Origin of the sequence: Pseudomonas sp. S35, from assembly GCF_009866765.1 — a bacterium.
Taxonomy (GTDB): Bacteria; Pseudomonadota; Gammaproteobacteria; order Pseudomonadales; family Pseudomonadaceae; genus Aquipseudomonas.
In genome coordinates this window covers 3,430,270-3,449,984 of record NZ_CP019431.1, presented here as the reverse complement: position 1 = coordinate 3,449,984, position 19,715 = coordinate 3,430,270, and the positions used below count along the sequence as shown (strand labels likewise).

Here is a 19,715-nt window from a genome sequence, read left to right as displayed (position 1 = left end):
TGGATTAAAGCGCGTTCAAGCCCTGCAACAGCGCTTGGTGAAACTTCGCCGGTTCTTCCATCTGCGGTGCGTGGCCCAGGCCGGGGAACTCCACCAGGGTGGCGTGGGGAATCAGCTTGGCCACTTGCTTGCCCAAGACGGCATAGTTGCCGAGCCGGGCCTTGACCTGCGGCGGCGCGACATCCTTGCCGATGGCGGTATTGTCAGACGTGCCGATCAGCAGCAGCGTGGGCATTGGCAGGTTTTTGAACTCGTAGTAGACCGGCTGGGTGAAGATCATGTCGTAAATCAACGCCGAGTTCCATGCGACCCGCGTATGGCCCGGGCCGTTGCTCAGGCCCGCGTACATGTCCACCCAGCGCTCGTATTCGGGCTTCCAGCGCCCGACGTAATAGGTGTTGAGCTGGTACTTGCGAATACCTTCGGCGCTGACCTTGAGTTCACGGGCATACCACTGGTCGACGCTCAGCGCTGGCACGCCCAGGGCTTTCCAGTCTTCCAGGCCGATGGGGTTAACGAGTGCCAACTGCTCGGTCTGCTCGGGGTACATCAGCGCGTAACGAGTCGCCAGCATGCCGCCGGTGGAGTGGCCGAGGATCGTGGCCTTGCGAATGCCGAGGTTTTCCAGCAGTTGATGGGTGTTGAGCGCCAATTGCTGGAAGCTGTATTGGTAGTGCTCGGGTTTGCTGGCGCTGCAAAAACCGATCTGGTCCGGGGCAATCACACGGTAACCCGCGTCGCTCAGGGCTTTGATCGAGCCTTCCCAGGTTGCACCGCAGAAGTTTTTGCCATGCATTAGCACCACGGCGCGACCGTTGGCGGTGCCCTTGGGCGGCACGTCCATGTAGCCCATCTGCAAGGATTCGCCTTGGGACTGGAAGTGGAAATGCTCGAGCGGGTAGGGGTATTGGAAGCCTTGCAGTTCGGGGCCATAGGTGGCGGCGACGGCGGGCGCGGCGCTGGTCACAAGCAGGCCGGCGATGCAAAACGCACGGGATAGAGGCATGGGCGGTGCTCCGGGAAGGGTGCCCGGATGCTCTTTGCGGGGGATTAAGTAGGGATTAACACCCATTGCAAGGTAACGGCGGCCAGTACCGCATAGCGCAGGCCTTTGGCCAGGGTCACCAGCAGCAGGAACCGCCACAACGGCTCGCGCATCACCCCGGCGACCAAGGTCAGCGGGTCGCCAATGATCGGCACCCAACTGAGCAGCAGCGTCCAATGTCCCCAGCGTTGGTAATGGGTGCGGGCTTTATCCAGTTGCCGGTCGCTGACCGGAAACCAGCGCCGCCCCCTGAAGTGTTCCACCCAGCGCCCCAGCCACCAGTTGACCAGCGAGCCAAGCACATTGCCCAGGGTGGCGATGCCCAGCAGCCACCCCAGGTTGTAGTGACCGCTGACCAGCAGGCCCACCAGCACCGCTTCCGATTGCAACGGCAGCAGGGTCGCCGCACCAAACGCGGCGACGAACAGGCCCAGGTAACCCATCAGCACCGATCAGTGCGCCGGGTATTGGGCCACCACCACATCGTTGCCCTCGCGGGTCAGGCCTATGATTTGATAGGCCTCGCTGCGCCCATCCATTTCCATGCCCGGCGAGCCCATTGGCATGCCCGGTGCGGCGATGCCCAACAGGTCGTCGCGCTTGCGCAAGGCCAGCACCTGTTCGGCGGGTACATGGCCTTCGACGAACTTGCCGTCGATCACGGCGGTGTGGCACGAGCCTAGGCGCGGGGCGACGCCCAGGCGTTGCTTGACCGCGCTCATGTCGGCTTCGACATGGTCGTTGACCTTGAAGCCGTTGCTTTGCAGGTGGCTGATCCACTTTTTGCAGCAGCCGCAATTGGCGTCACGGTGCACGTCGATGGGAATAAGGTCGGCGGCCTGGGCCAGGGTGGTGGTGAACAGCGCGCACAGCAGGGCCAATCGCAATGGGTTTTTCATCAGTTTTTTCGTCCAATACCAGGCAGTAAGCCGGGCATTCTCCGCGCTTTTATCACGCGCACGCCGTGGTAATGTTTCAAAGTTATACAAAATTCGAGTTTTCCATCCGGTGCTTGAGCTGGTCCAGGGCAATGGCCGACAGCTCGATCATGCGCTCGTGCAGGCTGACCAGTTGCAGTTCGGTTTCATAGGTGAGCACACGCTTGAACAGGGTGCCGTCGCGAAAGGGCTGCAAAAAATAGTGGATGGAACCGTCGACGGCCAGGGACGTGAACACAGTCTTGAACTCGCTGGGACGGCTTGCGATCTGCACGCGGTAGCTCATGGGCACGCGTACCCCCAGCAGGTCGATCATTTCGGTAAACCGCGCACCGGCAGGGAGGGAGCCGCGGGTGCCAGTCTCGGCACTGAGGGATGTGGGGTGCCATTCATGCCAGCGATCCGGCTGGGTCACGTAGTCGTAAACGGCATCAATAGGGGCCTGGATGAAACGTTCCTGACTGATCCGCTCCAAGCGGACCGACTGCTCGGCAGCGCGCATGGCACACCTCCTGTGTGGCTAGGAACTGTCAGAATAGTCCGACTCCCGTGCTTTGCACGGGAGCACTCGCCGTTTTGATCAGCGGACTTTGAATCGACTCATCAAGGCGATGACCCGACCATTTGCATCCAGCAGGCTCTGGGTATTGGTTTCGGTGGCATGGCCGCTGTGCACCAGCTCTTCAACCATTTGTCGGATCTGCACCATGCTGCGATTGATCTCCTCGGTCACCGCGCTCTGCTGTTCGGCGGCGGTAGCGATCTGGGTGCTGAGGTTGTTGATATGGCTGACGGAGCCGGCCATCTCATCGAGACCGGTGTTCACCCGCGCCGTGGCATCCGCCGCCGATTGGCAGCTGGCCTGGGTGTTTTCCATGGCCGCCACCGACGAGCTCACGCCGCTGGTCAAGCGTGCCAGCATCTCATTGATCTGCGACGTGCTGGCTTGAGTGCGTGCGGCCAGTGCGCGGACTTCGTCGGCCACCACCGCAAAGCCACGGCCTTGCTCGCCGGCCCGCGCGGCTTCGATGGCTGCGTTGAGCGCCAACAGGTTGGTCTGGCCGGCAATCGCACCGATCACACCCAGGGTTTCGGTGATACGCGCCGCATCCTGGCGCATGTTTTCTACGGTGTGGGTGGCGCTGGCGACTTCGCCGATCAGGGCGCTGACGCTGCTGGACGCTTCGCCAACGACCACGCGGGAGCGGTCGGCATGCTCATTGGCCCGCTGGGTGAACGAGGCGGTTTCGGCAGCGTTTTGTGCCACGTTGTCGGCAGTGGAGCTCATCTCGGTAATGGCCGTGACGGTTTGATCGGTTTCCGAGGCATGGCGCACCAGGATCTGGTTGGTGTGGGCCGAGGTTTTCTGCAATTGCTCAAGCCCCGCGGACATGGCGCCCGTGGCCTGGGTCACTTCGCCGATCATGTTTTGCAGGTAGACGATAAAACGGTTGACCGAATGGCCGATGGCGCCCAGTTCGTCTTCGGCGCGAATGGTGATGCGTCGAGTGAGGTCGGCATCGCCGGCGGACAGCGCGTCGATGTTGGTTTTCAGGGTTTTCATGCGCTGCACCAGTTGGCGGATCGCGTACACCGCCAACAGCACCAGCAGCAATACCATCGGGATCTGCAACAGCGCCAGGCTGCCCAGTACATCGTCACGCTGGGCGGTGATCAGTGAGGTGGGCAGGGCAGTGGCAAGGAACCACGGCGTGCCTTCGATGGGGCGCATATAGAAGGTGCTGGCCACGCCACCGTTGTCGAATTCGCTGCGTTGCAAGCCTTGGTCGCGATGGGCCAGGGCCTTGCTGACTTGGGCGGCAAACGCCGACGTAGCGCTGAGTTCGCTGATGTTCTTCAACACCACCGGGCTGCTCAGGCGCGTGCTGTTGCTGATGATCTTGCCGTCGCTTTCGACGATCAGCATTTGCCCGCCGATGTCTTTTTCCTTGCTGGCCACCAGCTCATTGAAAAAGCCCAGGGTCACGTCAATGGTCGCCACGCCGTACGCGGCGCCATCGCGCTGGATCGCCATGGCGCAGTTGGTGCGCGGCTCCTGGCTGGCGTCGTCCTTGTAGGCTGCGGCCCAGGCGCATTGCCCGCGCGGCGAGGCAAGGCCACCTTTGTACCAGCTCTGGTCGTAATAGTTGGGCGCGGGGTCACTGTTCCAGAAGGTGTTCACCGCCAGTTTGCCGGACGCATCGCGGTGCCAGAACGTACTGTGCTTGTTACGGCCCGGCGTGCGCTGGTTGGGTAAGGGCCAGATGCCGCCGCCGAATACTTTCAGCTCGCCATACTGGTCCACGAGGCCAGGCAGGACTTTATCGATGGCATCGCTGTCGAGCAGGGGAATGGTTTGGGTGATGGTGCGTTGCTGGGCCTGCACCTTGTTCAGTTCGCCCTTGATCTGTTCGGCCACCTCGGCCACACGGTTGAGCACCACCTGTTCTTCGGTGTGGCGCAGCGTGGGTGCGACCAGTTGGCCGATCCCGACCACCGTCAACACGAATAACACCAGGACGAACAGCACCAGAAAAAGGGTATAGCGGGCTTGGATAGAGCGCAGTGGGGGCATGGGGCAGTCCTTACGAAGCGTTTATTATCGAGGCGGCTTTGTTAGAGCTTCGTAGGGCTATCGGCTTGGCGCACAGGAGCTTTAGGTACGTTCGTGCAAGAACGTGCAGGCGCCGCAGGGCGGCGCCTTTTCGTCAGATATTCAGCATCCGCATGACGTCTTCTGGGTAACGCTGGCCGGCCGTGGCCTCGGCGGGGAAGATCGCGTCCAACGCCGCCAGCTCACCCGGGCTGAGGCTGATCGACACGGCCGCCACATTCTCTTCGAGGTACCTGCGTTGCTTGGTGCCGGGGATCGGGATGAGGTAGTCGCCTTGCGCCAGCACCCACGCCAGCGCCAGTTGCCCGGCTGTTATGCCTTTATCTGCCGCCAGCGTCTGCACCTGCTCCACCAGCAGCAGGTTTTTCACGAAATTCTCGCCCTGGAAACGCGGATTGGTCCGGCGATAGTCATCGGCGCCAAAATCCTCCGGACTTTTCAGCGCGCCGGTCAGAAAGCCGCGCCCCAGTGGGCTATAGGGCACAAACGCGACCCCCAAGCGCTGGCACGCAGCAAGGCAGCCGTTTTGTTGCTGATCGCGGCTCCACAGCGAGTATTCGCTTTGCAGGGCCCTGATCGGGTGCACCTTATGCGCCCTTTCCAGGGTGGCGGCGCTGGCTTCGCTCAGGCCCAGGTAACGCACCTTGCCCTGTTTTACCAATTCGGCCATAGCACCGACGGTTTCTTCGATGGCTACCTGCGGGTCAATGCGGTGTTGGTAGTAAAGGTCGAGGGTTTCCACGCCCAGGCGCTGCAAGGTGCCGTTGATTGACTCGCGGATGTACTCGGGGCGGCCATTCACGCCGCGCACTGTCGGGTTGGCTGGGTCGCGCACGATGCCGAACTTGCTGGCCAGGAACACCTGGTCGCGCTTGCCGGCAATGGCGTTGCCGATCAGTTGCTCATTACTGTGGGGGCCGTACATGTCGGCAGTGTCGAGAAAATTGACACCCAACTCCAGGGCGCGGTGCAGGGTGGCAGTGGCTTCGCGGGTGTCGCTGCCTGGCGTGTAGAAATCCGTCATGCCCATGCAGCCGAGGCCGATGGCTGAAATACGTGGACCGTTTTTGCCGAGTTGACGAGTGTGCATGGGGGCTGCTCCTGTAGGTGAAGGCGTTCATTGTCACTCTCGACAAAATCGGGATAAACAGGCTAAAAGCACTATCACTATTCGTAATATCTAAATAATTCGCTTGGGAGCCAGCCTTGGATCGTTTTAACGCGATGCGCGTGTTTACCCGGATCGTTGAGCTGGGCGGTTTTGCCAAGGCCGCCGACAACCTGCAATTACCGCGTGCTTCGGTGACTGTGCTGATCAAGCAACTGGAAGCTCATCTCGGCGTACAGCTGTTGCAGCGCACCACGCGTCAGGTCAGCCCGACCCTGGACGGTGCCGCGTATTACCAACGCTGTGTGCAGTTACTGACGGACCTGGAAGAAACCGAAGCGGTGTTCTGCGCCCAGCGCCAGAACCCACGCGGCACTTTGAACATTGATATGCCGGCGGGTATTGGGCGTTACCTGGTGATTCCAGCATTACCGGCATTCACCGCTCGTTACCCGCAGATCGAGCTGGAAATCGGCCTGAACGACCGCCCCGTGGACCTGATTCGCGAAGGCGTGGATTGCGTGTTGCGTGGTGGGTTGGCGCTGGATGAGTCGCTGGTGGCAAGGCCGCTGGCAATGATGGATCAAATCACCCTGGCCAGCCCCATATACCTCGCACGCATGGGGGTGCCCGACACCTTCGACGACTTGGCTCGCCACCAGATGGTCGAATACGTTTCCAGCGCCAGTGGCAAACGGTTTGGCCTGGAGTTTGAACGGGGTAACGAGGTGTGCGCGGTCAACTTGCCGAAGAGGGTCGCGGTCAACAGTGCAGATGGCTATTTCTGCGCCTGCGAGGCCGGGTATGGGTTGATCCAGGCGCCGTACTATCACGCCGTGCAGCGCTTGGCCGAGGGCACTCTGGTCGAAGTGATGCCACAGTTGGCCGTGCCGAAAATGGCCCTGACCGCGCTGTACCCCCCGCACCGCCAGTTGTCGCAGCGGGTCAGGGTGTTTGTGGATTGGTTGGTCGAGCTATGCGCGCAGCCCGGCAACGGGTTGCATCGCTAGGCCTGCGCCGGGGTTGGACACAATGGATGGCGATGAGACTGACAGTCCGAAGCAAGACGCCCTACGAGCCAAAGCCATTGATCGCCTGTAATATGGGCCGCTGCCGATTCTGGTTGGTTACATTCTTAAGGTTCAGGAACCCGTCATGACCCAAAAGCAACGCTTGAAATACTCCATTCTGATTTCCCTGGTCGTACTGGGGTCGATGTTTGGCCTGTCCTACCTGCAGAACACCGGGGTCATCAGCGAAAAAACCTTCCAGTACATCGCCATTGCGATTGCTGTAACGGTGGTGGTGATCAACGGCATCATGCGTCGCAAGGTCAAGCCCAACCTCTGATTCAGGCGCGACCTTCGAGCACTTTGGCAGCCTCTTCGTGGAGGCTGTAGCTCTTATCGGCATTGAGGGTTATCACGCCCTCACTGCACAGGCGCTTGAGCACTTCGCGCACACTCAGGAACGACAGCGGGATGTCCAGCTCAAGTAAATGGCTGTGCACTCCGCGTACCCCCAGGGTGCGCTGGTTGTCGGCCGCAGTGAGCAGGGCGTCGATGACCTTCAGCCGAATCAGGCTGGTGCGCAGACCGAAACTCTTGAGCAGATGGCGAATACGCTGGTTGCCTTGCTGTTCGGGCGCTTTGCCGAACGCTTGCGTGCCGCTGCCGAAATTGGCATCGGCGGCCGTTGAATGTCCTTCCATGGGCACTGGCGGGTTGTACATGCAAAAAACTCCTTATCAGAGCCTGATCAGGAAAATGATGGCGCTCTTAAGTAATAAGACGAACGAGCGAGCAAAATCATGAAGTGTTGGATGTAGAAATTTCGTCAGTGTCGGTTTTGTCACATTCCGGCCGTCTTACATTAATGGCTGTGCACGCTAAATTGTTCCCGGCGTTTTGCGTTCTTACGGAGGGGGAGTCACCCCTGGTGAGGGTGTTCAATTTGACGGTGGAGTCTGCGTGATAATTTCCAATGGGTTGTCCAGGGTATGCGTGGCGGGGGTATTGCTGGGGTTGAGCCTGGCCGCCTCGGCGCGGGAACAAGTGGCGCAGGCGTCGGCAGATATCCGGCGTACCAGCTTTGGCGTGCCGCACATCCGCGCCAGCGATGAGCGCGGCCTGGGGTTCGGCATCGGTTACGCCTACGCCCAGGACAACCTGTGCCTGCTGGCCAACGAAGTGGTGACGGTGAACGGTGAGCGAGCCAAGTATTTTGGTCCCGATCAGTCGACCCTGGAGGAGCGCAACAACCTGGCCAGTGATGTGTTTTTCACCTGGCTGAATACGCCGGATGCGGTTGCCGCGTTCTGGAAAGCGCAGAGCCCGCAGATCCAGCAGCGTATAGAAGGCTACGTCGCCGGTTACAACCATTATCTGAAAGAGCAGGGCGCACCTGAGCAGTGCCGCACGGCGTGGGTACGGCCGTTGGTTGCCGAGGATCTGGTCAAGTTGACCCGTAGGCTGCTGGTGGAAGGCGGTGTCGGCCAATTTGCCGAAGCCCTGGTCGGTGCCAAACCGCCTCAAGCCACAGCCGGTCTGCAAACGAGCGACAAGGCCTTTGAACTCGCTGCCGCCAACCAGCAACGTTTCAGCCTGGACCGTGGCAGTAACGCTGTCGCCGTTGGGCGTGATCGCTCCTTCAACGGTCGCGGTATGTTGCTGGCCAACCCGCACTTTCCTTGGGTGGGAGGCATGCGCTTTTATGAGATGCACCTGACCATCCCCGGCCAGTTGGATGTGATGGGGGCCGCATTGCCGGGCTTGCCGGTGGTGAATATCGGCTTTAACCAGCACGTGGCCTGGACCCATACCGTCGACACTTCCAAGCATTTCACCCTGTACCGACTGACGCTGGACCCCAAGGACGCCACGCGCTACTTGCTGGATGGTAAATCCATTGCCCTGGATAAAACCTCGGTGAAGGTGCAGGTCAAACAAGCTGACGGCAGCCTGAAAGCGCTCAGCCATACGGTCTATAGCTCGCAATTCGGCCCGGTGGTGCAATGGCCGGGCAAGCTGGACTGGGACAGCCGCTACGCCTTCAGCCTGCGCGACGCCAACCTTGGCAATGATCGCGTGTTGCAACAGTGGTACGCCATGAACCGCGCGGGCAGCCTCAAGGAACTGCAAACCTCGGTACACACCCTGCAAGGCATTCCCTGGGTCAACACCCTGGCCGCCGACGACCAGGGCCAGAGCCTGTACATGAACCTGTCCGTGGTGCCCAACGTCAGCGCAGCGAAACTGGCGCAATGCAGCGACCCGCGTGCCGGCCTGCAAATGATCATGCTCGATGGCGCCCACAGCGCCTGTGCCTGGGATATTGACCCGCGTGCGGCCCAGGCCGGTATCTTCCCGGCCGACCAGTTGCCGCAACTGGCGCGCACTGACTACGTTCAACACTCCAACGACTCGGCCTGGATGGCCAACCCCAAGGCTCCGCTGGCAGGCTTCTCACCGGTGATCAGCCAGGACAACATCGGCCTCGGCCCACGCGCCCGCTTCGCCCTGCAACGCCTGCAATCACTGGACAAGCAGCCGATCACGGTAGCCGACCTGCAAAACATGGTGATGGACAACGAGGTGTACCTGGCGGGTCAAGTCATGCCGGACCTGCTCGCGTTCTGCGCCAAGCACCTGGGCGCCGATGCAGCCGCGCTGGCGCCGCTGTGCACAAGCCTCAAAGACTGGGACCGGCACGCCAACCTCGACAGCGGCGTGGGCCTGGTGCACTTCATCAACCTGGTGGAGCACCTGCAGCAAATCCCTGACGCCTGGCGCGTTGCCTTCGACCCGGCCCAGCCGCTGACCACGCCACGGGGTCTGGCCATCGACCGCGAACCTGTCGCGGCTGCCCTGCGCGAAGCCATGCTGGCCTCCACCGCCGAGGTCGCCAAGCTGGGCCTCAACGCCAACAGCCACTGGGGTGATGTCCAAGTCAGCGGCCAAACCCCGATCCACGGCGGACCACAGGAACTGGGCATCTACAACGCCATACAAACCGTGCCCCGCGCCGACGGCAAGCGCGAAGTGGTCAGCGGCAGCAGCTACCTGCAAATCGTCACCTTTGATGACAACGGCCCACAGGCTCAGGGCGTGCTCGCGTTCTCCCTGTCCAGCAACCCGATGTCGAAATACGCGAAGGACCAGACCCAAGCCTTCTCCGAGAAAAAACTGCGCCCGCTACCGTTTACCGAAGCCCAGATCAAGGCCGACCCGCAGTACCAGACCCAGCGCATCAAGGAGTAGGGCGCGCGCGCAACCCCTTGATGCCAATGCGAAATATTTTTGAAATCAAGGGGTTGCAGGCATTGGCAAATGAGTACATAATGGCGCCCATCGAACGCAACGAAGCATTAAAAACTTCAATGTATTCAATAAGTTAGAGTAGAGGCATGGCTTTATAGCCCACTCAAGTTTTTATGCGGTAATTGCCAGCGACAAGGGCATTGATCGTTTGAGGCCGAGTAGCAAAATGGTTATGCAGTGGATTGCAAATCCACCTACGCCGGTTCGATTCCGACCTCGGCCTCCACTCTTGAAAACCCCGTAGATTAACGTCTACGGGGTTTTTTATTCCCGGGTGGAAAGTCAGCCGCTCAGATGAACACGGGCGGCACGTGGATAGAATCACCGTCTCCAGGCGTTTTTGCCGGGCCCGGTACGCTGATTCACACCCTGTTGATGCGCAGCCCCTTAACTTCACCTGCATACGCCGCAATTTTTTCCTGTTGATGCCCCAGCAGCGTACATATCCTCATCAATGCTGCCGCCTCATTCGGCGCTCTGCCATTTGCCGCCAGGGCGGTCAATTCCATGACTGACCATCCAATAACCGCCGCCGCATCTTCAAGATCATAGAACAATTCCTGCTGGGCGGTTCGGGGTCCGTCGAGACCCTGTATCAACTCTTTCATCTATTTACTTCCTTGCTCAAGCCCAGTGCATTCGCAGTGTATCCACCCCAACACAAACCCTACCAAGACGTTACACGAAACCCGTGACGGACGTCATTTGCAGCGGTCTTATCTTACGTACACCCCATCTTGTAAAGCAGAGAGCGTTGTCATGAAGTTGAATTACCTAACCAAGGCGGCTGTTGTTGTCGCGCTGTTGTCGACCTTGTCGGGCTGCTGGATGTTCATGCCTGCGGGTGGTGGCGGTGGGGGTGGCCATGGTGGTGGCGGTCACGGTCAGGGCGGCGGCCCTGGCGGCGGTGGTGGCCAGCGTTAACCGTTAATCAATGAGAGGCCGGTCATGAGCAATGACCGGCCTCTTTTTTTGCCTGGGATAAATTGCGGACAAAGAAAAGCCCGCGATGGGGAGCACGGGCTAAAAGGGATGTTCATTAGGAGCTGGGCCCACCCTAGCCAGTCGTCTGTGAAAGGTTTGTGAAAGCCGCCGTAAAAAGTGTATGCCTCAATCCGCGCCTCGCTGTACGGGGCAGGGAAGGCCATAACCCACTACTGTCGCCGGCATACCCCCTCTGCTTGGATGCCGCCTCATGTTCATGTCCACCAGCCTGCTCTCGGCCTTTGTGCTGTTTGCCTTCGTGTCTTCGATCACCCCGGGCCCCAACAACACCATGTTGCTGGCCTCGGGGGTGAACTTCGGGTTTCGCCGCTCGATGCCCCATGCGCTGGGCATCAGTATCGGTTTCATGCTGTTGGTGATTTCGGTTGGCCTGGGGCTGGGCGAAGTGTTCAAGGTGTTCCCTTGGGCCTACACCGTGCTGCGCTATGTGGGCGCGGCGTACTTGTTGTACCTGGCGTGGAAGATCGCCACGGCGGGGGGCATGTCCGACAGCAATGACGCACGCGGCAAGCCCATGACCTTTTTGGGCGCGGCGGCGTTTCAGTGGGTCAACCCCAAAGCGTGGATCATGGCGCTGGGGGCCATTACGACTTACACGCCGGCAGAGGGTTATGTCACCAACGTGCTGGTGATTGCGCTGGTCTTCGCAGTGGTGAACCTGCCCAGCGTGTGCGTGTGGGTGGTGTGTGGCAGCGGCCTGCGCAATGTGTTGCGTGAGCCGCGTTGGCTGAGGCTGTTCAACCTGTCCATGGCCGGCTTGCTGGTGTTGTCGCTGTACCCGATGCTGTTTGCCAGCTAAGTGCTAGACCGGCGAGATGGTCGCCAACAGGCCGATGCCGATGGTCAGCACTAAAAAACCGAACAGGAAAATCGCCATCTTGGTCATGAGGCCTCCGAAGGGAAGGGAAAAAGGATTGGGGTTATTGTCCGCCTTGAGGGCGTTTCAATACAGGCGCAGATAACAAAGAAAAAACCGTATCAGATGCGCTCTGCACTGTTCTGCCACGGCCTGCTGTGCCCTGGTTTTTTTTCAGGATCAGCGCCTGAGACAGCCAGCGTATTTCCCCCTAAGATGGCGCCCACTGCATCAACAATAAGAGTGGGCCAACCCTCGATGGAAAGACGTCAATTCAGCGGCGGCATGAAAGGCAAGAACCTGCGCTACCTCAATGAAACCTCGCAGCCGGCGTCGGTCACCCGCGTCGGCTTCCTGTTGCTTGAACATTTTTCCCTGCCAGCCTTCACCCAGACCCTCGACACCTTCGTCACCGCCAATCTGCTGCGTCCTGATCTGTTTGCGTCGCGTACGTTTGGCTGGGGTGACGGTGAAGTGATCAGCGACCTGGGACTGATCATCCGCCCCGATGCGCGGCTGGATGCCCATGCGCTGCAGGATCTGCAACTGCTGGTGATCTGTGGCGGTTTTCGTACCGAACTCAAGGCCAGCGAGGATTTCAACCAGCTGCTGCGCAGCGCTGCCGAGCACGGCGTGCACCTGGCGGGATTGTGGAACGGCGCCTGGTTTCTCGGGCGCGCCGGGCTATTGCAGGGCTACCGCTGCGCCATCCACCCGGAACACCGCCCGGCGCTGGCCGAAGTGTCCAAGGCTACCCACGTCACCAGCGAGCCCTACGTGATCGACCGCGACCGCCTGACCGCTTCCAGCCCGTCTGGCGCGTTTCATATGGCGCTGGATTGGATCAAGAGCCTGCACGACAAAGCCTTGGTCGAAGGTATCGAGGACATTCTGGCGTTTGAAGAGTCCCGCTATCGGCGGATCAAGCCCACTGAAAACGTCAGCGTCAGCGCGCCACTGCGTGAAGTGGTGAAGCTGATGGACGCCAACCTGGAGGAGCCGCTGGAGCTCGACCAACTGGCGGTGTACGCCGGCCGTTCCCGCCGCCAACTTGAGCGTCTGTTCAAGGAGCAACTGGGCACCACGCCGCAGCGCTACTACATGGAGCTGCGCGTGACCGAGGCGCGCCGGTTGTTGCAGCACACCGAGTTGTCGCAAGTGGAAGTGCTGGTGGCATGCGGGTTTGTATCGCCCAGCCATTTCAGCAAGTGCTACAGCTCGTATTTCGGCTATCGCCCCTCCAAAGAGAAGCGATTGGTCAAGTAACGCAAGCTTTGCTTCGGGCAGCCCTGTCTGGCCAGGGCAGGGCGAACCAACCGCGCACCGTCAGAAGCGATCCAGTCGATACGGCCCAGGTTCCGGTAAACCGGTACCGGCCGATACCAACTTCGCCACCCTCTCTGCCGTCACTGCCGCCTGCGTCAGCCCCAGATGCTGATGCCCAAACGCGAGCAGCACTTTCCCATCGCACACCCGGTCAATAATCGGCAGCGAATCCGGCAGCGACGGCCGAAACCCCATCCACGGCGTCGCATCCTGCGCATTCAAGTGCTCACGAAACAAACCCTTGCTCAATCGGTGCAACTGCCAGGCGCGGGCCATGTTCGCTGGGCGTTCCAAACCGGCGAACTCTACCGTGCCGGCCAGGCGCAAACCGTCGGCCATAGGGGTCATGATGAACTTGCGCTCCAGGGAGGTGACGGCAAACGGCAAGCGCTGCTGTTCGTGAGGCAGCATCAGGTGATAGCCGCGCTCCGTATCAAGCGGGATTTTTTTGCCGGTCAGCGCGGCGGTGAGTGGTGCCGAGTGGGCGCCGCAGGCGATCAGGACCTGGCGAGTGGAGAGGGCGCCTTGGTCGGTTACCAGCGCGACGCCATCGGTTTCGATCCGTGCATCCAACACCTGGCGTTTGCAAAACTGCACGCCACAGGCCTTAGCCGCTGCCACCAACTCGCAGACCGTCTGGTAAGGGTCGAGAAAGTGCCCGGTCCCCGGAAAAAACAACCCCCCCAAGACCTGTTCGCTCAATTGCGGTGCGACCTTACGGATCGCATCTCCCGACCAGAACGCCACCGGCACGTTTTGCTGCTGCATGCGCTGTTGCAAACCATCGAGCGCTTTGCGCGATTGCGCACGTTCATACACCAGCAGCGAGCCGTCTTCGCGCAACAGTTGGGAGCGATCGATGCTCGCCAGCAAACGCTGCCAGGCACCGAGGCTTTGCTCATTCAACGCACGAATACCCGCCACCGTGCGCTGGTAATGGGCCGGGCGTAGGTTCAGCAGCAACCGCGCAAACCACGGCAGGGCGCGGGGCAGGTACCTCCAGTCAACGCGCAGCGGGCCCATTGGGTCCATCAACATGGCGGGCAAGCGCTTGAGGATCGAGACATCCGCGATGGGAAACACCTGCTCGGTAGCCAGGTGCCCGGCGTTGCCATAAGAGGCGCCCATGCCAGGTTCCTGGGCATCCAGCACCAGCACACGCCGTCCCTGACGAGCCAGCTGCAAGGCACAGGCGACGCCGATAATACCGGCCCCGACCACGACGATATCTTCGGTCATGCCCTATGCCTCTCTCTGGCCGTCGAGCAAGCGCCGCAGCGACAAAGGATTGCCCTGCTGGAGTGCATCGGGCAGCAACGCATCCGGGAAGTCCTGGTAGCACACCGGGCGCAGGAAACGCTGGATTGCTGCGGTGCCCACCGAGGTGCTGCGCGCGTCTGACGTGGCGGGGAAAGGACCACCGTGGACCATCGCATCACATACCTCCACACCGGTCGGCCAGCCGTTGACCAGCAGGCGGCCGGCCTTGCGCTCCAGCACCGGCAACAACGCACGGGCGCTAGGCAGATCAGCTTCATCCAGGTGCAATGTCGCCGTCAGCTGACCTTCCAGGTGCTCGCATACAGCGCGTACCTGCTGATCATCGGCGCATTCCACCACCAGCGCGGCGGCGCCGAATATCTCGGCTTGCAGTTGTTCGTTGGCCAGAAAGGCGTCTGCCTGGGTCACGAACAGGTGCGCCTGGCCTTGGTTTGGCCCTTGTGCAGCCAAGCCCCTGGCGACCACGCGTGCGTGCTGGGTCAACGCCCTCACGCCGGTTTCATAGGCGCTGAAGATGCCGGGCGTGAGCATGGTTTGGGCCGGGCAGCGCGACAGCAGGTCGCTGGCCACACCAATAAAGCCGTCAAGGGCTGCGCCTTTCAGCGCGATTACCAGGCCTGGGTTGGTACAGAACTGCCCCGCGCCTTGGGTCAACGACGCGACAAAACCCTGGGCTAGCGCCTCACACCGTGCCTCCAGCGCCGCAGGAAACAGGTAAACCGGGTTGATCGAGCTCATTTCCGCATACACCGCAATCGGCTCCGGCCTGGCCTGGGCCGCTTGGGTGAGTGCAAGACCGCCACTGCGCGAGCCAGTAAAACCGACCGCCTTGATCCGTGCATCGGTGACCAACGCAATGCCCACTTCACGGCCCGAACCGTACAGCAGTGAAAACACACCGTCAGGCAAGCCACACGCTCGGACCGCCCGCGTCAGCGCCTGACCGACCAGTTCACTGGTGCCTGGATGGGCACTGTGGGCCTTGACGATCACCGGGCAGCCTGCGGCCAGCGCTGAGGCGGTATCGCCACCGGCCACCGAAAACGCCAAGGGAAAGTTACTGGCACCAAACACCGCCACCGGCCCCAGCGCGATGTGGCGTTGACGCAGGTCCGGGCGCGGCAGCGGTGCACGCTGCGGCTGCGCGGTGTCGACCCGTACATCCAGCCATTCACCGGCGCGAACAGTGCGGGCAAAGCTGCGTAATTGCCCACAGGTACGGCCGCGCTCGCCCTGGATACGCGGGCGTGGCAGGCCGGTTTCGGCGACAGCGCGGTCGATCAACGCATCGCCTAGGGCTTCGATCTGCGCGGCGATGGTCTCAAGGAAAGTAGCGCGCTGCTCCAGCGAGGTTTCTCGATAGCCGTCGAATGCAGCCCAGGCCAATGCGCACGCCTGGGCGACGTGTTCGGCGTTGCCACCGGCGTAGGCGGGTTCCAGGGGCATGTCGGTGGCCGGATTGATAGCCCGGATCGCGTCGCGATTGCCGCAAAAGGAGTGCTGACCGATCAGCATCGTGCCCGTCAGAGTCATGGGGTCGTCCTGGAATAAAGAGGGTTGGCCGCTGTGAGCAACACAGCGGCGGGTAAACAGTCAGTCAAGGTTCTGCTCAGCCGACCAGTTGGCGTACCACTGGCGAAACAGCGCGTACTGGGTTTGGACGTAACGACGCTGGGCATCGCTGAGCACGTCGGTTTCATTGAAGTGCAGGTCGTAGCCCTTGTCGCCGTTGAGCACCATCAGGTGCTTGTAATACAGCACCAGGTCGCAGCCTTCATCGAAGGACGACAACACCGCCAGCGCGGCCTCCAATTCACGGGCCTGGCGTCGGGCCTTGGCATCGCCCTTGGCCGCTTGTTTGCTCAGGGCCACCAAGTGCAGCACTTCCCGTGGCAAGGCATTGCCGATACCGGTGATGGCGCCGGTGGCGTTGCAGTTGACGAACCCGTGCACCACCTGGGTATCGACGCCCACCATCAGGGTCACGCTGTCGTCCTGGGAAGTGATGTGTTCAGCGGCGTAGCGCAGGTCGGCACCGCCGCCGAACTCCTTGAAGCCGATCAGGTTCGGGTGTTCACGGCGCAGGTCGAAGAACAACTCGGCGCGGGTGGCGAAGCCGTAGTACGGGCTGTTGTAGATCACCGCCGGCAATTCTGGCGCGGCCTTGAGGATCGCCGAGAAATGGGCCTTTTGCGCGGTGGCGGACGCACCACGGGACAGCACGCGGGGAATCACCATCAAGCCGTGGGCGCCGACCTTGGCCGCATGGGCGGCGTGGGCCACCGCTTCACGGCTGTTCACCGCACCGGTGCCGACAATGGTCGGCACACCGGCCGCCACCAAGCGCGCCACGCCTTCCTGGCGCTCGGCTTCGGTGAGCAGCGGCCAGTCGCCCATGGAGCCGCAGTACACCACGGCACTCATGCCGGCCTCGATCAATTCGCGGCCTTTGGCGACCAGCGCGTCGAAGTCCGGGGTGCGGGTGGCGGTGCAAGGGGTCATCAGCGCGGGGATGCAACCGGTGAAGATGTTGTCGCTCATTGTGTTCACTCCGTTCAGTCAAATAGAGAGGGCTCAGATGCCCCAGGCGAAAGGGTCCTGCTCGTCGATCAGCAGCGTGCTGTCGGCGGTCATGTAGGCGCGGCCGGTGATAAACGGGGTGACGCAGTGGCCGTCCCATTCATAGCGGCCTTCGAATTGGCTGCCAGTGATGCTGGCCTGCACCCAGGTTGCCCCGGCGGCGAGCTTGCCGTCGGCGGCCAGGCACGCCAGCTTGGCGCTGGTGCCGGTGCCGCAGGGCGAGCGGTCGTAGGCCTTGCCGGGGCACATCACGAAGTTGCGGCTGTCGGCGTGGGCGTCGTCGGCGAACAGTTCGATATGGTCGATCAACGCGCCGTCCGCACCGTGAATGCCCTGGTCCTCCAACGCCTTGAGCATCGCCCAGGTGTAATCGGTGAGGGCCTCTACATGGCTCATCTGCAGCGCCATGCCATGCTCGGACACCAGGAAGAACCAGTTGCCGCCCCAGGCAATATCGCCGTGGACAACCCCGTAGCCGGGCACCAATACGGCTATTTGTTGGCGATAGCGATAGGCGGGCACGTTGCGCAGGGTCACGGCGCCATCCTCGTGCAACGTTGCCGCCACCGGCCCCACCGGCGTGTCGATGAGGTGCACGCCCGGCTGGATACGCCCCAGATGATGCAAGGACGCCACCAGCCCGATGGTGCCGTGGCCGCACATGCCCAGGTAGCCGGCGTTGTTGAAGAAGATCACCCCGCAAGTAGCCCCCGGCGTGACCGGTTCGCAGTACAGCGCGCCGACCAGCACATTGTTGCCACGCGGCTCCAACAGGCAGGCGCGGCGCCATTGATCGTGGTCGCTGCGCAGGTTGTGCAACTGGTCGGCAATGCTCGCGCCGTTGAGCGCGGGGAAGCCGGTCATCACCAGGCGTGTAGGTTCGCCGCCGGTGTGGGAGTCGATCACATGCAGTCGCTTCATAACACGCTCCATCAGTGGGTAGCCGGGGTCAGGGCGGCGCTGGCGTGGGGGTCGTCGACAGCCTCGCTTTCATCGGCATCGTGCTCCAACTGCACCAGGTGCGCCGGTACACCGGTGGCGGCGCCCCAGTAGTAAATGCCCAGGGCACAGACCGCGACCACCAGCGTGTCAAACGGGTGGCTGATCACGCCGAGGCCGCCAAAACTGCCGAGCTTGGACAAGAGGATAGTCACCGCGTAGAAGCCGATCAGCCAGGCGGACGACCGCACCTGTTGCTTGAGCGTGATCTGCGCCGTCGGCACCCAGCGCGCGCACAGCAGGTACACGCCAAACATCAGGATTTGCAGGCCGAGCAGCCAGGACACCGTGCTCCAGCCGGACCAGTACACAATCAGCGCCGCGATAATGAACGACAGCGGCCCCAGCAGCGCCATGCCCTTGACCCGGAACGGCCGCGCCATTTGCGGGGCATTGCGGCGCAATGCGGCGACGGTCACCGGGGCGACGGCGTAACTGAGGATCAGCGCAGCGGACACCACATTGATCAGCGCTTCCCATGAAGGAAACGGCAGGGTCCAGAACACCGACAAGCCAAACGTCAGCCACAGCGCCGGACGCGGGATGCCGGACTTTTCATCAATACGCGTGAAAATCTTGAAGAACGTGCCGGTCTGCGCCCAGCCGTACACCACACGCGGCGTGGCGTTCATGTAGATGTTGCCGCAGCCGCTCGGGGAGATCACCGCGTCGGCCACCACCAGGTAGGCCAGCCAACCCACGCCCAGCGCCAGGGCGATATCGCGGTAGGGCAGGGCCAGTTCCTTGCTGATCCCGGCCCACCCGTTGGCGAGCATGTCGGTCGGTACGCCACCGAGGAACGCGGTTTGCAGCAGCACATAGATGGCGGTCGACAGCAGTACCGACAGAATCAATGCAATTGGAATCGTGCGTTGCGGGTTCTTCACCTCGCTGGCCACCGAGATGATCGGTGTGAGCCCCAGGTACGCAAAAATCACCCCGCCGGCCGACACGGCCATTTCGATGCCCGACAGGCCGAACGGCGCAAACCCGTGCATCTGGAAATTCGCTGGCTTGAAGAAGGTGAACAGCACGCCAATCACCAGCAGCGGCACAATGAACTTGAACACGCTCACCAGGTTGTTGGCGATGGCGAAGGTCTTCACGCTGCGGTAATTGAGGATGAAGAACAGGCACAGCAGGCCAAATTGCACCAGCCAGCCCAGGGTGGTCGGGTCGCTGGAGCCGGCCTTTGTCAATTCGGGAAACCACGCCGCTGCGTATTGGCGCGAGGCGACCACTTCAATCGCCACCAGGCTGGAAAATGCAATCAGCGTGATAAAGCCCATCAGGTAACCCAGCAGCGGGCCGTGGGAGTACACCGGGTAACGCACCACGCCACCGGCGCGGGGGAGTGCGGCGCCCAGTTCGCAATACACAATGCCGAGCAGCAGCACGGCGAACCCGCCAATCAACCATGAAATAATCCCCGCAGGGCCGGCGATTGCAGACACATGGCTGGCCGCAAAAAGCCAGCCGGAACCGAAGATGGCACCCAGCCCGATAAAGGTCAGGTCCATCAGGGAAAGCTGTTTCTTGAACTTGCCTTGAGCAGACATAGCGTCGCCTTCTTGTGAGTTATTGGATAGGCATGCAGTGGCCCTATCGTGAACGCGCAAGCGGGGTGGCGATTGATGTTTTTTG

19 protein-coding genes and 1 tRNA gene are annotated in these 19,715 nt (G+C 61.4%); 7 read left to right on the top strand and 13 right to left on the bottom strand.

Annotation, left to right across the window (positions count from 1 at the left end; genetic code table 11):
• Window positions 1-4 precede the first annotated feature (4 nt).
• The 6 genes from PspS35_RS15310 to PspS35_RS15285 all read right to left on the bottom strand — a co-directional run bounded on the left by PspS35_RS15310 (window position 5) and on the right by PspS35_RS15285 (window position 5,687).
• Complete coding sequence (locus PspS35_RS15310; protein ID WP_159935587.1) at window positions 5-1,006, bottom strand: alpha/beta hydrolase; 1,002 nt, start codon at window positions 1,004-1,006, stop codon at window positions 5-7.
• Between the two features lie 44 nt (window positions 1,007-1,050).
• A complete protein-coding gene (locus tag PspS35_RS15305) occupies window positions 1,051-1,494 on the bottom strand; it encodes a YqaA family protein (protein WP_174244816.1) in 444 nt (147 codons plus the stop codon).
• A gap of 3 nt (window positions 1,495-1,497) precedes the next feature.
• Window positions 1,498-1,944, bottom strand: coding sequence for a DUF411 domain-containing protein (locus PspS35_RS15300; RefSeq protein WP_159935585.1), 447 nt, complete (start codon window positions 1,942-1,944; stop codon window positions 1,498-1,500).
• Between the two features lie 82 nt (window positions 1,945-2,026).
• Entirely contained in the window at window positions 2,027-2,485 is a 459-nt protein-coding gene (locus tag PspS35_RS15295; RefSeq protein WP_159935584.1) for an SRPBCC family protein, read from the bottom strand.
• Window positions 2,486-2,563: 78 nt separating this feature from the next.
• Window positions 2,564-4,558: a methyl-accepting chemotaxis protein gene (locus tag PspS35_RS15290; protein WP_159935583.1), complete on the bottom strand. Its 1,995-nt coding sequence runs from the start codon at window positions 4,556-4,558 to the stop codon at window positions 2,564-2,566.
• Window positions 4,559-4,691: 133 nt separating this feature from the next.
• Window positions 4,692-5,687, bottom strand: a complete 996-nt coding sequence (locus tag PspS35_RS15285) for an aldo/keto reductase (protein WP_159935582.1) — start codon at window positions 5,685-5,687, stop codon at window positions 4,692-4,694.
• Between the two features lie 116 nt (window positions 5,688-5,803).
• On the opposite strand from PspS35_RS15285, the gene PspS35_RS15280 reads away from it, so the two are divergent.
• Window positions 5,804-6,715: a LysR family transcriptional regulator gene (locus tag PspS35_RS15280; protein ID WP_159935581.1), complete on the top strand. Its 912-nt coding sequence runs from the start codon at window positions 5,804-5,806 to the stop codon at window positions 6,713-6,715.
• Window positions 6,716-6,860: 145 nt separating this feature from the next.
• Window positions 6,861-7,055, top strand: a complete 195-nt coding sequence (locus PspS35_RS15275) for a hypothetical protein (protein WP_159935580.1) — start codon at window positions 6,861-6,863, stop codon at window positions 7,053-7,055.
• A 1-nt stretch (window position 7,056) separates the two neighbouring features.
• Here the strand turns inward: PspS35_RS15275 and PspS35_RS15270 are convergent, their stop codons facing one another.
• A complete protein-coding gene (locus tag PspS35_RS15270) occupies window positions 7,057-7,437 on the bottom strand; it encodes a fe2+ zn2+ uptake regulation protein (protein ID WP_159935579.1) in 381 nt (126 codons plus the stop codon).
• 238 nt (window positions 7,438-7,675) lie between these two features.
• On the opposite strand from PspS35_RS15270, the gene PspS35_RS15265 reads away from it, so the two are divergent.
• Together PspS35_RS15265 and PspS35_RS15260 are read left to right on the top strand one after the other, a co-directional pair.
• Window positions 7,676-9,964 carry an acylase gene (locus tag PspS35_RS15265; RefSeq protein WP_159935578.1) on the top strand — a complete coding sequence of 763 codons (2,289 nt, stop codon included), beginning with the start codon at window positions 7,676-7,678 and terminating at the stop codon, window positions 9,962-9,964.
• 212 nt (window positions 9,965-10,176) lie between these two features.
• A tRNA-Cys gene (locus tag PspS35_RS15260) sits at window positions 10,177-10,250 on the top strand.
• 136 nt (window positions 10,251-10,386) lie between these two features.
• Here PspS35_RS15260 and PspS35_RS15255 read toward each other — a convergent pair.
• Entirely contained in the window at window positions 10,387-10,632 is a 246-nt protein-coding gene (locus PspS35_RS15255; protein ID WP_159935577.1) for a hypothetical protein, read from the bottom strand.
• Window positions 10,633-10,783: 151 nt separating this feature from the next.
• Here PspS35_RS15255 and PspS35_RS30075 point away from each other — a divergent pair, with 151 nt between their 5' ends.
• The 3 genes from PspS35_RS30075 to PspS35_RS15245 all read left to right on the top strand — a co-directional run bounded on the left by PspS35_RS30075 (window position 10,784) and on the right by PspS35_RS15245 (window position 13,151).
• Entirely contained in the window at window positions 10,784-10,948 is a 165-nt protein-coding gene (locus PspS35_RS30075) for a hypothetical protein (protein ID WP_174244815.1), read from the top strand.
• 271 nt (window positions 10,949-11,219) lie between these two features.
• Window positions 11,220-11,828 (top strand): LysE family translocator, encoded by a 609-nt coding sequence (locus PspS35_RS15250; RefSeq protein WP_159935576.1) that lies wholly within the window; start codon window positions 11,220-11,222, stop codon window positions 11,826-11,828.
• A gap of 342 nt (window positions 11,829-12,170) precedes the next feature.
• Window positions 12,171-13,151: a GlxA family transcriptional regulator gene (locus PspS35_RS15245; protein ID WP_159938051.1), complete on the top strand. Its 981-nt coding sequence runs from the start codon at window positions 12,171-12,173 to the stop codon at window positions 13,149-13,151.
• Between the two features lie 60 nt (window positions 13,152-13,211).
• Here the strand turns inward: PspS35_RS15245 and PspS35_RS15240 are convergent, their stop codons facing one another.
• The 5 genes from PspS35_RS15240 to PspS35_RS15220 are packed head-to-tail and all read right to left on the bottom strand — an operon-like array spanning window position 13,212 to window position 19,630.
• Complete coding sequence (locus PspS35_RS15240; RefSeq protein ID WP_159935575.1) at window positions 13,212-14,450, bottom strand: FAD-dependent oxidoreductase; 1,239 nt, start codon at window positions 14,448-14,450, stop codon at window positions 13,212-13,214.
• A 3-nt stretch (window positions 14,451-14,453) separates the two neighbouring features.
• Window positions 14,454-16,025, bottom strand: a complete 1,572-nt coding sequence (locus PspS35_RS15235) for an aldehyde dehydrogenase (NADP(+)) (protein ID WP_159935574.1) — start codon at window positions 16,023-16,025, stop codon at window positions 14,454-14,456.
• Window positions 16,026-16,085: 60 nt separating this feature from the next.
• The gene (locus PspS35_RS15230) at window positions 16,086-17,033 is read right to left on the bottom strand and encodes a dihydrodipicolinate synthase family protein (RefSeq protein WP_159935573.1); all 948 of its coding nucleotides are present in this window, start codon (window positions 17,031-17,033) and stop codon (window positions 16,086-16,088) included.
• A 33-nt stretch (window positions 17,034-17,066) separates the two neighbouring features.
• Window positions 17,067-17,993 carry a 4-hydroxyproline epimerase gene (locus PspS35_RS15225; RefSeq protein ID WP_159935572.1) on the bottom strand — a complete coding sequence of 309 codons (927 nt, stop codon included), beginning with the start codon at window positions 17,991-17,993 and terminating at the stop codon, window positions 17,067-17,069.
• Between the two features lie 11 nt (window positions 17,994-18,004).
• Window positions 18,005-19,630 carry an APC family permease gene (locus PspS35_RS15220; protein WP_159935571.1) on the bottom strand — a complete coding sequence of 542 codons (1,626 nt, stop codon included), beginning with the start codon at window positions 19,628-19,630 and terminating at the stop codon, window positions 18,005-18,007.
• Window positions 19,631-19,715 lie beyond the last annotated feature (85 nt).

Bases quoted from the DNA above. Each gene is read 5' to 3' on its own strand.
- PspS35_RS15310 (WP_159935587.1), bottom strand. From the start codon at position 1,006: ATGCCTCTATCCCGTGCGTTTTGCATCGCCGGCCTGCTTGTGACCAGC.
- PspS35_RS15300 (WP_159935585.1), bottom strand. From the start codon at position 1,944: ATGAAAAACCCATTGCGATTGGCCCTGCTGTGCGCGCTGTTCACCACC.
- PspS35_RS15295 (WP_159935584.1), bottom strand. From the start codon at position 2,485: ATGCGCGCTGCCGAGCAGTCGGTCCGCTTGGAGCGGATCAGTCAGGAA.
- PspS35_RS15290 (WP_159935583.1), bottom strand. From the start codon at position 4,558: ATGCCCCCACTGCGCTCTATCCAAGCCCGCTATACCCTTTTTCTGGTG.
- PspS35_RS15285 (WP_159935582.1), bottom strand. From the start codon at position 5,687: ATGCACACTCGTCAACTCGGCAAAAACGGTCCACGTATTTCAGCCATC.
- PspS35_RS15275 (WP_159935580.1), top strand. From the start codon at position 6,861: ATGACCCAAAAGCAACGCTTGAAATACTCCATTCTGATTTCCCTGGTC.
- PspS35_RS15270 (WP_159935579.1), bottom strand. From the start codon at position 7,437: ATGTACAACCCGCCAGTGCCCATGGAAGGACATTCAACGGCCGCCGAT.
- PspS35_RS15255 (WP_159935577.1), bottom strand. From the start codon at position 10,632: ATGAAAGAGTTGATACAGGGTCTCGACGGACCCCGAACCGCCCAGCAG.
- PspS35_RS30075 (WP_174244815.1), top strand. From the start codon at position 10,784: ATGAAGTTGAATTACCTAACCAAGGCGGCTGTTGTTGTCGCGCTGTTG.
- PspS35_RS15250 (WP_159935576.1), top strand. From the start codon at position 11,220: ATGTTCATGTCCACCAGCCTGCTCTCGGCCTTTGTGCTGTTTGCCTTC.
- PspS35_RS15245 (WP_159938051.1), top strand. From the start codon at position 12,171: ATGAAAGGCAAGAACCTGCGCTACCTCAATGAAACCTCGCAGCCGGCG.
- PspS35_RS15240 (WP_159935575.1), bottom strand. From the start codon at position 14,450: ATGACCGAAGATATCGTCGTGGTCGGGGCCGGTATTATCGGCGTCGCC.
- PspS35_RS15235 (WP_159935574.1), bottom strand. From the start codon at position 16,025: ATGACTCTGACGGGCACGATGCTGATCGGTCAGCACTCCTTTTGCGGC.
- PspS35_RS15230 (WP_159935573.1), bottom strand. From the start codon at position 17,033: ATGAGCGACAACATCTTCACCGGTTGCATCCCCGCGCTGATGACCCCT.
- PspS35_RS15225 (WP_159935572.1), bottom strand. From the start codon at position 17,993: ATGAAGCGACTGCATGTGATCGACTCCCACACCGGCGGCGAACCTACA.
- PspS35_RS15220 (WP_159935571.1), bottom strand. From the start codon at position 19,630: ATGTCTGCTCAAGGCAAGTTCAAGAAACAGCTTTCCCTGATGGACCTG.